Below are 13709 nucleotides of genomic sequence, written 5' to 3'. Positions count from 1 at the left end.
TTCGTGGGCCGACCGCGGCCGCAGCAAAAGTGTCGTTCGCGGATTTCGCTGCTGCAGTCACGCCCACACCTCTCGTTCGGATGACTCTTAAGCGCAAACTCTCCGCCGGTTGCGAGTCTTCCACCGATCGGTGTGACCATGGCCACTGGCTTGCCACTGGACCAAGCTGTGCGGCCGCTCAGTTCTGCGGAGTAGCGGCGCGACCGGAAGCGCTAGGCGACGACCTGGATGGGGTCGCCCACATTGACGTTGTTGAAGTACCACGCGGCGTTATCCGGGCTCAGGTTGATGCAACCGTGACTGACGTTGGAATGTCCCTGCGAATCGACCGACCAGGGGGCGGAGTGGACGTAAACACCGCTCCAGGTCACCCGGACCGCATACTGAGCGGTGATTTTGTACCCCTCGGGCGAACTCAACGGGATTCCGATCGTCCGCGAATCCATCACCACGCTGCGCTGCTTCTCCAGTGCGGTGAAGTTTCCCACCGGCGTCGGACGGCTGGGCTTGCCCATCGAGGCCGGCATGGTGCGCAGGATCTCCCCGTTGCGGCTGACCGTGAAGGTGTGCCCGGAGATGCTGGCGACACCGAGGAATGCGTCACCGGTGTCGAAACCGGTCGTCAGCTCCTGCACACCCACCGAGACATGGCTGTGTGAAGGCCAGTACTGGTCCGGAACCCATTGCACCACATTGTTCTCGGGCCACTCGAAGTGCCCGGAGATGTTGCCGGGAGAACTCACGTGGATGGACCGCTCGACGGCGGTGCGATCGAACACCGGAGCGGTGAATTTCACGACTACCGGGTGCGCAATTCCCACCGTCGCACCGTCGGCTGGCAAAATCGACGCAATCGCGGGCGCCGGCTGGGGGACCGGGACCGCGGCGGCTGCGCGTGCCCCCGATGCCACGGTGCCTAGTGCCGTGATCGCGACCATAACAAATAGATAACGAACCCCACGGCCCATGGCGTCCACCCTCCGAGACGGTGCGATCAACACGACCATATTCTACTGGTTGTTTGGCTGGTGCCGCTTTTAGCAAACTCTCGATCGATCCCCGACGCTTCGTGGTGTGACACGGTGATGAGCCGGTCTGGGTTCAATTCCGTGCGGTGGTACCGCGCCCGTGCCGATCGTGGGGTCGGGCGCGGCTTCCGGGCGCGCCTGGCCGAGTCGGCAGCCAAAGTCGTTGGGCCGGGCCAGGAGTTGATATCGGCGGCGGTGACCGGAAGAGCCGGGAAGAACCGGGGACGAACGAGTTATGGCCCCCAACGACCCTGGAGCGGGTAGGTAGTTGTGTCAAGGGTTGCGTCAATGGTGGTGTGAACGGTTCCGTGAAAGCGGCAGCGGGAGTGCGGTCTTCGCCGCCGGCCGGCGGGCTGCCGCTGGGGCGCACGCGCAGGACTGGCTGGTGGGCCAGGCACGGGTTAACCTCAGCAAAAATCAGTGCCCGGCGGCCGAGGAGGTCCGGTTGCTTTTTCGTCAGCTGGAGTATTTCGTCGCGGTCGCTCAGGAACGCCACTTCGCCCGGGCCGCCGAGAAGTGCTACGTGTCCCAGCCGGCGCTGTCCGCGTCGATCGCCAAACTGGAGCGCGAGCTGAACGTCACGTTGATCAACCGGGGACATAGCTTCGAAGGCCTGACGCCCGAGGGCGAACGACTGGTCGTGTGGGCCAAGCGGATTCTGGCCGAGCATGACGCGTTCAAGGCCGAGGTGGATGCGGTGCGGTCCGGGATCACCGGAACGCTTCGGCTCGGGACCGTGCCCACCGCCTCTACGACCGCGTCGCTGGTGCTTTCCGCCTTCTGTTCGGCACATCCGTTAGCGAAGGTGCAGATCCATTCACGACTGGCCGCCACCGAACTGTACCGGCGTTTGCGTGAATTCGAACTCGACGCCGCGATCGTGCACGCCGCACACGACGACGCCAACGACGTGGACCTGGTCCCGCTGTATGCCGAACATTACGTGCTGCTGTCGTCGGCGGACATGGTTCCCTCCGGGGTGTCGGCCCTGTCGTGGCGGGATGCCGCACAGTTACCGTTGGCATTGCTCACCGCCGATATGCACGACCGCCAGATCATCGACGAGACGTTCGCCGGCCACGGCATCACCGTCGCACCGCAAGTCGAGACCGACTCCGTGGCTTCGTTGCTGGCTCAGGTGGCCAGCGGTAACTGGGCGTGCATCGTGCCGCACACCTGGCTGTGGACGTCACCGCTGGGCGGTGAGATACGCGCTGTCGAAATGATCGACCCGGTGGTGACCGCCGAGATTGCGCTGGCCACCAATGCCAGCGGTCCGGGATCACCGGTCGCGCGGGCACTCATCGCCGCGGCACATCAGCTTTCGCTGAACGAGTTCTTCGACACCCAGCTGCTGGGCGTCACCCGGCGGCGCTGACCCGGCTGGCGGCGCTGGTCGGATTGAGGCTGCCCAGGTGGCCGCTCTCCACCCCCGCGGCCGGGTCGAGTGCACAGTCGATGACCGACGGTCCGTTCGAGGCCAGCGACTCCGTCAGCGCGGCCCGCAACTCCTCCGGCGTGGTGACGTGATATCCCTTGCCTCCGAACGCTTCTGCGATCAGCTCGTGACGTGCAGCGGCGTTGAGCACGGTCGGCGCTGGACGATCCCCGGTGGGCTTCTCGTCGCCGCGGTAGACGCCGCCGTTGTTGAGGATCACCACGGTTACCGGCAGCCGATAGCGGCAGATTGTCTCGACTTCCATGCCGCTGAAGCCGAAGGCGCTGTCGCCCTCGATCGCGACGACCGGCTGGCCCGTTTCGACCGCCGCGGCAATCGCATACCCCATGCCGATGCCCATCACGCCCCACGTCCCCGTGTCGAGGCGGTGTCGGGGCAACTCCATGTCTATCACGTTGCGCGCCAAGTCAAGTGCGTTGGCCCCCTCGTTGACCAGGTAGACGTTCGGATTCGCTTGCAACACCGAACGGATCGCACCCAAGGCGTTGTAAAAGCGCATCGGATAAGGGTTTTCGGCAAGGCGGTCCCGCATCTTGGCGTCGTTGGACGCTCGGCGGCTGGCCAGCTCGTCGATCCATTCCCGCGGCACGTCGACGGGACGGGCGGCCAAGCCGTCGCGCAGCGCCGAAACCACCGACGCGATATCACCGGCCAATGGTGCCGCGATGGGTTGGTTGCTGTCGAACTCCGATGCGGCGATGTCGACCTGCAGGAACTTGGCATCGGCAGACCACTGCGGCGATTCCCCGTGCCCGAGGAGCCAATTCAGTCGCGCACCGACCAGCAGCACCGCGTCCGCGCGGGCGATGGCCAGCGAGCGGGCGGCCGCGACGGACTGCGGGTGCGAATCCGGCAGCAGCCCCTTGGCCATCGACATCGGCAGAAACGGAATTCCACTGGCCTGCACGAACTCCCGAATGTCGTGGTCGGCGCGGGCGTATGCGGCACCCTTACCGAGCACGATAAGCGGCCGGCGCGCCTGTCCAAGCATCTGGAGCGCACGATCGATCGCCTCGGGCGCCGGCAGCTGCCGGGGCGCGGGGTCGACGACCCGCCATACGCTGTGGGCCGCTGCCGCCACATCCATCGCCTGGCCCAGTACCGCGCCCGGAATGTCGAGATACACCCCGCCCGGTCGGCCGGAGACCGCGGTGCGGATCGCGCGGGCCACGGCGCGCCCAATGTCCTCGACCCGGTCGACCCGCAAGGCCGCCTTCGCGAACGGCCGGGCGGCATTGAGCTGGTCGAGTTCTTGGTAATCGCCGCGCTGCAAATCGACCAACGCTCGATTGCTCGAACCCGAGATCTGGATCATCGGGAAGCAGTTCGTGGTCGCGTTCGCCAGCGCGGGCAGACCGTTGAGGAAGCCGGGGCCGGAGGTCGTCAAGCAGACTCCGGGCCGGCCGGTGAGAAATCCGGCCGCGGCGGCGGCATTACCGGCGGACGTCTCCTGCCGGAAGCCGATATAGCGCATCCCGGCCGCCTGCGCGACGCGCGCGAGGTCGGTGATCGGGATGCCGACGATGCCGTAGATGGTGTGAATGTCGTTGGTTTGTAGGGCGTCGACGACGATGTGAAAGCCGTCGGTCAGGCCGGCGCTGGTGGTCATGTCCCGCTCCTCCTCGGCGATGCCCGCTGGTCACCACGCGCCGCTCGGTGGCATGGCGTAGGTTCGATAGCTGGTTCAATAGCTGCCGATTATCAATCGTCAGATGAACAGTATTGGACGCAGCGGATGGTTTGCCGGCATCGTTGCAGTCAGGTTGCAATCGGGTGTTGTCACCGGGATGAGGAGGCGGAAGGATCACGGCGATGTTTGACTCGATGACCCAGCTCTCAGCAGCGGAATTGGCCGGCGAGGCGCCAAGCGTGGCCGACTTGGTCGCCGCCGTGGCCGGTCGCTCCACAGAACTGACCGCACTCGTTGTCACTTCCGAGCGCATCTCGGTGAGCTACGGCGCGCTGACCAGGCTGGTCGACGACCTGGCGAAACAGCTGACAGCCGCCGGTCTGCAGCCCGGGGACCGGGTGGCGCTGCGGTGCGCAAGCAACGCCGAATTCGTCGTCGGCCTGCTGGCCGCCTCGCGCGCGGAACTGATCGCGGTTCCGTTGGACCCGGCCTTGCCGGTCGCTGATCAACGGGCCCGGACCGAGGTTGCGGGGGCGAGCGTGGTGCTCGTTGACGGCGGGCGCCCGAGCGAGGACGAAGAGGCCGGGGTGGTTTGGTGGCCCTGCACCGTGACGGTGGACCGCGACGGCGCCGCGTCGGTGCAGCTGGACGCCGCAACGCCGCCGAGCCGCGCGGTGTCCAGGCCCGAGGGGCTCCGCCACGACGACGCGATGATCATGTTCACCGGGGGCACCACCGGCACCCCGAAAATGGTGCCCTGGACGCACACGAACATCGCCAGCTCGGTCCGGGCCATCGTCGCCGCCTATCAGCTGGGCCCGCAGGACGCGACGGTTGCGGTGATGCCCCTTTACCACGGCCACGGCCTGGTGGCCGCGCTGCTGTCGACGCTGGCATCCGGCGGCAGGCTGGCGTTGCCCGCGCGCGGAAAGTTCTCGGCGCACACCTTCTGGGACGACATCGACGCCGTCAAGGCCACCTGGTACACCGCCGTCCCCACCATTCACCAGATCCTGTTGGAGCGGGCCAAGAGCGAACACAGCGGCCCCGAACACGCGTCGTTGCGCTTCATCCGCAGCTGCAGCGCGCCGCTGACCCCGGAAACGGCCCGCGCGTTGCAGGACACGTTCGGCGCGACGGTGGTGTGCGCGTTCGGAATGACCGAGGGCACCCACCAGGTTACCACCACCGGACTCGATCAAATCGAAAACCCTGCCGAGACAACAGGTCTCGTCGGAAAGTCGACCAGCCCTGAGATTCGCATTGTCAATCCGGACGGGCAGCCACTGGCTGCCGAAACCACCGGTGAAGTGTGGCTGCGCGGCCCGACCGTGGTGCGCGGCTACCTGGGTGACCCGGCGATCACCGCCGCCAACTTCACCGACGGCTGGCTGCGCACCGGCGATCTCGGCTCCCTGTCGGCCGCGGGAGACCTGCGGATCCGCGGGCGCATCAAGGAACTCATCAACCGCGGCGGGGAGAAGATTTCACCGGAGCGCGTGGAGGGCGTGTTGGCGAGCCATCCCGATGTGCTGGAAGTCGCCGTGTTCGGGCGGCCGGACAAGATGTACGGCGAAGCGGTGGCCGCGGCGATCGTCGCTCGGGATTCGACGTCGCTGGACCCCGAGCAACTGACCGAGTTCTGCCGCGAACGACTAGCGCCCTACGAGGTGCCCGCAACGTTCGTGCAGACCAGCGCGCTGCCCCACACCGCGAAGGGATCGCTGGACCGGCGCGCGGTGAGCGAGCAGTTCGCCCGCTAATACCGCTCGCGAGACATGCTGCACGGCAAGCGATTACGGCGCCGACGAGGTCACATTGCCCCACGCGGCCCGGGCGCCGGAATCGCCGATGCGGTAGGTCTGCACCAGGGTAGCCACCGCCGCCGCCACCACCAGCACGCCGACCAGGATGTGCAGCGGCACTTTCACGGTGTCGCCGCGCTCCTGGCGAACATGGATCACCGCCAATACCGCCACGGTGGCGGCCAACGCGGCGACGATGTAGACCAGCGTTTCGCCAAGCTGCTCATGCCGGGTCAGGATCGGGGCGGTGCCCACCCGCGCGGCCAACCAAGCGCCTGAGTTCTCGGTCAGCGGGGTCAGGACCAGGGTGCCGATTGCCAGCGCCACCACCACCCAGATCAGCCGGCGGCGTACCGTCGGCCACAACGCGCACAGGATCGCCAGGACCGCTGTCAGCGGACCCAACACTACGACGAAATGATTCAGCAGGATATGTGCAGGCAGTCCGTTGAACGTCGACATGATCGAATTCGCCGATCCCAATCTAGCTGGTTCGCAGGTGCTTTCAAACAACCTCAAACACTAGCCTTCATCTTGGCCGCCGCGGACTCGGGCATCGGCTCGTAACGGACGAACGATCGGGTAAACGATGCGGCCCCATGCGCGAGTGAGCGCAGATCGACCGCGTACCGCGTCAGCTCGACCTGAGGCACCTCCGCCCGCACCACCGTGCGGTCCTGGCCCGCCGTGTCGGTGCCCAGCACGCGGCCGCGACGGCCGGACAGATCACCCATCACCGCGCCCACGAAATCGTCGGGCACCAGCACCGAAATCTCGTCGATCGGCTCGAGCAGGGTGACCTTGGTTGCGGCCGCGGCCTCACGCAACGCCAGGGCACCGGCCATCTGAAACGCGAAGTCCGACGAGTCCACACTGTGAGCCTTGCCGTCCAGCAGGGTGACCCGGATATCGACCACGGGATAGCCGGCGTGCACGCCCTTCTCCATCTGCGCTCGGACGCCCTTCTCCACGCTCGGAATGAATTGACGCGGTACCGCGCCGCCGACCACCTTGTCGACGAACTCGAACCCGGTGCCCTCGGGTAGCGGCTCGACCTCGATGTCACACACCGCGTACTGGCCGTGCCCGCCCGACTGCTTGACGTGGCGGCCGTGGCCTTTGGCCTTGCCGCCGAACGTCTCCCGCAGCGGGACGCGTAATTCGACGGTGTCCACGGTCACGCCGTACCGGTTGGCCAGTGCATCCAGGACCACGCCGGCGTGGGCCTCACCCATGCACCACAGCACGATCTGGTGTGTTTCCTGATTCTGCTCGATTCGCAGCGTCGGGTCCTCGGCGGCCAGCCGGGCCAACCCGACCGAGAGCTTGTCTTCATCGGTCTTGGCATGCGCCGCAATGGCAATCGGCAACAACGGCTCCGGCATGGCCCACGGCTTGAGCACCAGCGGTTCGGCCTTGTCCGAGAGTGTGTCGCCGGTCTCGGCGCGGCTCAGCTTGCCGATGGCGCAGATGTCGCCGGCGACGACTTCCGGTGCGGGCCGTTGCTGTTTGCCCAGCGGGAACGACAACACCCCGATCCGCTCGTCCTCGTCGTGATCGGGATGAGTGTTGGCGCTCCCCGGGGTCCGGTCGCCGAAGAAGGACGAAAAATGGCCCGACACATGCACCGTCGTGTCGGGCCTGATGGTCCCGGAGAACACCCGGACCAGGCTCACCCTGCCGACGTAGGGGTCCGACGTCGTCTTCACCACCTCCGCCAGCAGGGGTGCTTCGGCATCGCAGGCCAGCTCCGCGTGCGGGGCGCCGTGCGGGGTGAACACCTCCGGGAGTGGGTGTTCCATCGGCGACGGGAAACCGCGGGTGGCGACCTCGAGCAATTCCAGGGTGCCGACACCGGTGCCACTGCACACCGGGATCACCGGGAAGAACGATCCGCGGGCCACGGCCCGCTCCAGATCTTCGATCAGCACCGATTCGTCGATCGACTCGCCGCCGAGATACCGCTCCATCAGCGATTCGTCCTCGGATTCTTCGATGATCCCCTCGATCAGCGCGCCGCGGGCCTGCGCGATCCGGTCGGCATCGGCGGCATCGGGCGGCTCGACGGTGCGCTGGCCGTCGGAATACCGGTAGCGCTGCTGCGATAGCAGGCCGATCAGCCCGGTGCAGTTGTTTTCAGAGCTCGGCAGGTAGAGCGGTAAAACCTTGTCGCCGAACGCGTCCTGCGCGGCTTCCAGAGCTTGCAGATAGTCCGCCCGGGCGTGGTCGAGCTTGGTGATCACCACAGCGCGGGGCATCCCGACCTGGCTGCATTCCTGCCACAGCGACTTGGTCGGTTCGTCAATACCGTCGCAGCCCTCGTTGGCCGCGATCACGAATAGCGCGCAGTCCGCCGCGCGCAGACCGGCCCGCAGCTCGCCGACGAAGTCGGCATACCCGGGCGTGTCGATCAGATTGACCTTGATGCCACCGTGCGCCAGCGAGGCGATTGCGACACCCACCGACCGCTGCTGGCGGATTTCGGCGTCGTCGTAGTCGCAGATGGTGCTGCCGTCGGTGACCGAGCCCGGTCTGGTCAGCACCCCGGCGGCCACCAGCAGGGTTTCCACCAGCGTTGTCTTGCCGCCGCCGGAGGGGCCCACCAGGACGATGTTGCGGACATCGCCGGGGCGGTTCGCGGTGGGGGCGACTCCGACGCCCTGGGAAGTGTTTGCCTTGTCCGCCATGACCTTCCTCCACGTTCATTTGGCCGACCGATGTGTCTTGGCTCACAGCATGTACAGGCAACCTTTCTCCCACCGGCCGCCCAACACAAGGCCGCAACCGCGGCGCCGGTGGTTGCCGGTCAGGCGTGCCAGCTGGACCAACGGTGCACGGTGATCGCGACGACCGGCCCGTTCAGCGAAACCTCTTGGTACTGAGGGTATTTCGCGCGAAGCAGTCGATACCCGGTCTGCATCGGGTCGCCCGAGTGATGAATGGCCGCCACACCGTCGACCCGCACCCACCACAGCTGTGTCCAGTCGTCGGCGTAGTGGTCGACCAGCAGGCTGACCCGAGCGTTGCTCGCGATGTTCGCCAGTCGACGTAGCTGCAGCGTGCTTTTCGGCTTTGCGTCGATGGCGGTGTACACCACCTCGCGCCCCGCGCCGGCGTCGTCGGCCAGCGCGAACACGATCGGCACCAGGTGCGGTCTGCCGTCCGGCGTGCTGCTGGCCAGCCGGGCCACCGGGGCCCGGGTGAAGCTGGCTTTGGGGTGGAATTCGCCCACCGTGCCAGCTTAGGGGCGCAATAGTGGGCCGCCATTTTGTAGGGCCGGAACCGGCTAGCTGCATTACGGTGAGGTACACAACGCTGTGCGGCCCAGATATCAAGGCTGGGCCGCTTATGATTCGGACCCCGATTCAGGGAGGTACGGGATGGGCAAATGGCACCACCGCTCGGTCTGGTGGTCACGGTTGGCCGGTTTGCTGGCTGTGCTCGGACTGGGCCTGGGCCTGTCCCTGAGCCTGACCGGGGTTCCGGCCGCCGCCGCGCCGCCGCACCTGGCACTGGACCGCTACGCGGACAGGCCGATGTTCCCGCTCGACCCCGCCGCGATCGCCGCCCAGGTAGGACCGCAGCTCGTCAACATCAACACCAGATTCGGCTACAACAGTGCGGTCGGGGCCGGAACCGGCATCGTCATCGATCCGGGCGGTGTCGTGTTGACCAACAATCACGTGATCTCGGCCGCCACCGACATCAGCGCGTTCGACGTCGGCAACGGCCAGACCTACGCCGTTGACGTGATCGGCTACTCACGCAGCGCCGACATAGCGGTGCTGCAGCTACGCGGGGCCGGTGGTCTGCCCGCCGCCACGATCGGGGGCGGGGTGGCCATCGGCGAGCCGGTCGTCGCCCTCGGCAACACACACGGCCAGGGCGGCGCGCCCAGCGTCATACCCGGCCGCGTCGTCGCCCTCAACCAGACCGTATCGGCCAACGACACCCTCACCGGCGCCGACGAGACGCTGGGCGGATTGATTCAAGCCGACACCGCGATCAAGCCCGGCGACTCCGGAGGGCCACTGGTCAACATGGCCGGACAGGTGGTCGGGGTGGACACGGCCGCGACCGACAGCTACAAGATGTCCGGTGGTCAGGGCTTCGCCATTCCCATCGGCCGCGCGATGGGCGTCGCCAACCAGATCCGCTCCGGCGCCGCCTCCAACACCGTGCACATCGGCCCCACCGCGTTCCTCGGCCTCGGCGTGGCCGAGAACGGCGGCAACGGGGCGCGGGTGCAGCGCGTGGTCGACGGTGGTCCCGCCGCGGGCAGCGGAATCGGGCCGGGGGACGTCGTCACCGGGGTCGACAATGTAGCGATCAATGGCCCCACCGCAATGACCGACGTGATGGTCCCGCATCACCCCGGTGACGTCATCACGCTGCGCTGGCAATCGGCGCAAGGCGGCGAGCGCAGTGCCCCCGTGACACTGGGCGACGGGCCGCCGGCCTGATCGGCGCCGACGCGGTCTGCCTGGCCGGCGGTCAATTCGGTTGCCGCCGGGGCGGATTAGCGGCGTGATTCCCTGCTGCCCGGCTCGGGTACACGTGGCATCGTGGAATTGATGAACGACGCAACCCCTGACCACGGAGCCGTTGAACACGATCCCGCGGAGGGCAGTCACGTCGAAGGCGGTGTGGTCGAGCACCCCAACGCGGAGGATTTCGAGAACGCCGCCGCGCTGCCCGCGGACCCGACCTGGTTCAAACACGCCGTCTTCTATGAGGTGCTGGTGCGGGCGTTCCTGGACGGCAACGCCGACGGATCCGGTGACCTGCGCGGGCTGCTGCAACGACTCGACTACCTGCAGTGGCTCGGCATCGACTGCATCTGGCTGCCACCCTTCTACGACTCGCCGCTGCGCGACGGCGGATACGACATCCGGGATTTCTACAAGGTGCTGCCCGAGTTCGGCACCGTGGAAGATTTCGTCGCGCTCCTCGACGCCGCCCACGAACGAGGAATCCGCGTCATCACCGACCTGGTGATGAATCACACCTCGGAGTCGCATCCGTGGTTTCAGGAGTCCCGCCACGACCCCGATGGGCCCTACGGCGACTTTTACGTGTGGAGCGACACCAGCGAGAAATACAGCGACGCCCGCATCATCTTCATCGACACCGAGGAGTCGAACTGGACCTTCGACTCGGTGCGCAAGCAGTTCTACTGGCACCGCTTCTTCTCGCATCAGCCGGACCTGAACTACGACAATCCCGCCGTGCAGGAGGCGATGATCGACGTCCTGCGGTTCTGGCTGGACCTCGGGATCGACGGGTTCCGACTGGACGCGGTGCCCTACCTGTTCGAGCGTGAGGGCACCAACTGCGAGAACCTGCCCGAGACGCACGCCTTCCTCAAGCGGGTCCGCAAGGTGGTCGACGACGAGTACCCGGGCCGGGTGCTGCTGGCCGAGGCCAACCAGTGGCCCGCCGACGTCGTCGAGTATTTCGGCGAGCCCAGCACTGGCGGCGACGAATGCCACATGGCGTTTCACTTCCCGCTGATGCCGCGCATCTTCATGGCCGTCCGGCGCGAGTCGCGCTTTCCGATCTCGGAGATCCTGGCGCAGACCCCGGAAATCCCGGAGATGGCGCAGTGGGGCATCTTCCTGCGTAACCACGACGAGCTGACGCTGGAAATGGTCACCGACGAAGAGCGCGACTACATGTACGCCGAGTACGCCAAGGACCCGCGGATGAAGGCCAACGTCGGCATCCGCCGTCGGCTGGCCCCGCTGCTCGACAACGACCGCAACCAGATCGAGCTGTTCACCGCGTTGCTCCTGTCGCTACCCGGCTCGCCGGTGCTGTACTACGGCGACGAGATCGGGATGGGCGACGTCATCTGGCTCGGTGACCGCGACGGAGTACGCACCCCGATGCAATGGACACCGGACCGCAACGCGGGCTTCTCCAAGGCCAATCCCGGTCGGCTGTATCTGCCGCCGAGCCAGGACTCGGTGTACGGATACCAAGCCGTCAACGTCGAAGCGCAGCGGGACACCTCGACGTCGCTGCTCAATTTCACCCGGGTAATGCTGTCGGTGCGCCGCCGACACGAGGCGTTCGCCATCGGTTCGTTCGAGGAACTCGGCGGGTCGAATCCGTCGGTGTTGGCGTTCCTGCGGGAAGCGCCGGGCGGCGGCGACATCGTGCTGTGCGTCAACAATCTGTCCCGATTCCCGCAGCCGATCGAGTTGAGCCTGCAGCATTGGAGCGGCTACACACCGATCGAGCTCACCGGGCAAGTGGAGTTTCCGCGGATCGGACACCTGCCCTATCTGCTGACACTGCCGGGACATGGCTTCTATTGGTTCCAGCTGTGCGCGTCGGAGGAGAATGCATGACGACCCGCGCCCACGACGATGCAAAGCGAAGCGATGAGGAGGGGTGGCGCAGATGACCCAGTCAGCCAAGCTGCCGTGGATCGATTGGCTGCCGCAGCAGCGTTGGTACGCCGGGCGTAACCGCGAGCTGGTCGGCGCCGAACCCGCGCTCGTTGTTCCGCTGCACGACAACCTGGAGCTCGTCCTGGTCGAGGCCGATTACGTCAGCGGTCCATCCGAGCGCTATCAGGTCCTGGTCGGATGGGACGCGGAGCCGGTCACCGAGTACAACACGGTCGCCACCATCGGCGCCGCCGACGATCGGACCGGCTACGACGCGCTCTACGGCATCGATGGCCCGCGATTCTTGCTGTCGCTGATCGACGAGTCGGCCGACCGCGCGGCCGCCGACACGCGCGTGATGTTCCGCAAGGAGCCGGACGTCGCGCTGCCGCTGGACGCGGAGCCGCGCGTCGCCGACGCTGAGCAGTCGAACACCAGCGTGATCTTCGATCGATCGGCCATCTTCAAGGTGTTCCGTCGGGTCAGCAGCGGGATCAACCCCGACATCGAGTTGAACCGGGTCCTCGGGCGCGCCGGCAACCCGAACGTGGCCCGACTGCTGGGCACCTACGAGATCGCCGGGGCCGACGGCTCCGAAGAGACTGCGTGGCCGTTGGGCATGGTCACCGAATTCGCGGCCACCGCCGCCGAAGGGTGGGCCATGGCCACGGCCAGCGTGCGCGACCTGTTCGCCGAGGGCGACCTGTACGCCCATGAGGTCGGCGGCGATTTCGCCGGCGAGTCCTATCGGCTCGGTGAGGCGGTCGCGTCGGTGCACGCGACTCTCGCCGAGGTCCTGGGCACGGCGAGAGTCGCGTTTCCGGTGGACACCATGCTGGCGCGGGTGGCCTCCGCCGTGTCGCAGGTTCCCGAGCTGGCCGAGCATGCCGCGACGATCGAGGAGCGTTTCCAGAAGTTGTCGGGCGAGACGATCACGGTCCAGCGGGTGCACGGAGACCTGCATTTGGGGCAGGTGCTGCGCACCCCGGAGAGCTGGTTGCTCATCGACTTCGAAGGCGAGCCCGGCCAGCCGCTGCAGGAGCGACGGGCACCCGATTCACCGCTGCGTGACGTGGCCGGTGTGTTGCGGTCGTTCGAGTACGCCGCGTACGGGCCGTTGGTCGACCACGAGGGGGACAAGCAGCTGGCGGCCCGCGCACGGGAATGGGTCGAGCGCAATCGAACCTCCTTCTGCGACGGCTACGCGGCCGCGGCGGAAACCGATCCCCGCGATTCGGCATTGCTGTTGGCCGCCTATGAGCTCGACAAGGCCGTCTACGAAGCCGGATACGAGGCGCGGCACCGGCCGAGTTGGCTGCCGATTCCGCTGCGGTCGATCACCCGGCTCATCGCGGTCGACTGAGTCGCTGCGTCCGCGGCGGGCAGGCC

General features: G+C 66.8%; 10 protein-coding genes. 5 read left to right on the top strand and 5 right to left on the bottom strand.

All coding sequences use genetic code 11. From position 1 onward, the window contains the following. Positions 1–212 precede the first annotated feature (212 nt). Entirely contained in the window at positions 213–968 is a 756-nt protein-coding gene (locus G6N33_RS11025) for a L,D-transpeptidase (RefSeq protein WP_044512671.1), read from the bottom strand. A 505-nt stretch (positions 969–1473) separates the two neighbouring features. On the opposite strand from G6N33_RS11025, the gene G6N33_RS11020 reads away from it, so the two are divergent. Then, the gene (locus G6N33_RS11020; RefSeq protein WP_044512673.1) at positions 1474–2406 is read left to right on the top strand and encodes a LysR family transcriptional regulator; all 933 of its coding nucleotides are present in this window, start codon (positions 1474–1476) and stop codon (positions 2404–2406) included. Here G6N33_RS11020 and oxc read toward each other — a convergent pair. Continuing rightward, positions 2390–4096, bottom strand: coding sequence for an oxalyl-CoA decarboxylase (gene oxc, locus G6N33_RS11015; RefSeq protein ID WP_044509303.1), 1707 nt, complete (start codon positions 4094–4096; stop codon positions 2390–2392). The genes G6N33_RS11020 and oxc overlap by 17 nt on opposite strands. Positions 4097–4299: 203 nt before the next feature. Between oxc and G6N33_RS11010 the strand changes: the two genes are divergently transcribed. After that, complete coding sequence (locus G6N33_RS11010; RefSeq protein WP_044509304.1) at positions 4300–5880, top strand: FadD7 family fatty acid--CoA ligase; 1581 nt, start codon at positions 4300–4302, stop codon at positions 5878–5880. 33 nt (positions 5881–5913) lie between these two features. Here G6N33_RS11010 and G6N33_RS11005 read toward each other — a convergent pair whose 3' ends face one another. From G6N33_RS11005 to G6N33_RS10995, 3 genes are all read right to left on the bottom strand, one after another. Beyond that, on the bottom strand, positions 5914–6384 hold the full coding sequence (locus G6N33_RS11005) for a DUF2231 domain-containing protein (RefSeq protein WP_044509305.1): 471 nt from the start codon (positions 6382–6384) through the stop codon (positions 5914–5916). A gap of 53 nt (positions 6385–6437) precedes the next feature. Beyond that, complete coding sequence (locus tag G6N33_RS11000; RefSeq protein WP_044509306.1) at positions 6438–8609, bottom strand: elongation factor G-like protein EF-G2; 2172 nt, start codon at positions 8607–8609, stop codon at positions 6438–6440. A 119-nt stretch (positions 8610–8728) separates the two neighbouring features. Further along, complete coding sequence (locus tag G6N33_RS10995) at positions 8729–9154, bottom strand: TIGR03668 family PPOX class F420-dependent oxidoreductase (protein WP_044509307.1); 426 nt, start codon at positions 9152–9154, stop codon at positions 8729–8731. A 148-nt stretch (positions 9155–9302) separates the two neighbouring features. Between G6N33_RS10995 and G6N33_RS10990 the strand changes: the two genes are divergently transcribed. The 3 genes from G6N33_RS10990 (at position 9303) to G6N33_RS10980 (ending at position 13683) form a co-directional block, all read left to right on the top strand. Next, positions 9303–10385, top strand: coding sequence for a S1C family serine protease (locus G6N33_RS10990; protein WP_044509308.1), 1083 nt, complete (start codon positions 9303–9305; stop codon positions 10383–10385). Between the two features lie 111 nt (positions 10386–10496). After that, on the top strand, positions 10497–12278 hold the full coding sequence (gene treS, locus G6N33_RS10985; protein ID WP_044512674.1) for a maltose alpha-D-glucosyltransferase: 1782 nt from the start codon (positions 10497–10499) through the stop codon (positions 12276–12278). A gap of 52 nt (positions 12279–12330) precedes the next feature. Next, on the top strand, positions 12331–13683 hold the full coding sequence (locus G6N33_RS10980) for a maltokinase N-terminal cap-like domain-containing protein (RefSeq protein WP_044509309.1): 1353 nt from the start codon (positions 12331–12333) through the stop codon (positions 13681–13683). Positions 13684–13709 lie beyond the last annotated feature (26 nt).

This window comes from Mycobacterium simiae (genome assembly GCF_010727605.1).
Taxonomy (GTDB): Bacteria; Actinomycetota; Actinomycetes; order Mycobacteriales; family Mycobacteriaceae; genus Mycobacterium; species Mycobacterium simiae.
The sequence above is the reverse complement of the archived record's forward strand: the minus strand, read 5'-3'. Positions and strand labels throughout refer to the sequence as shown.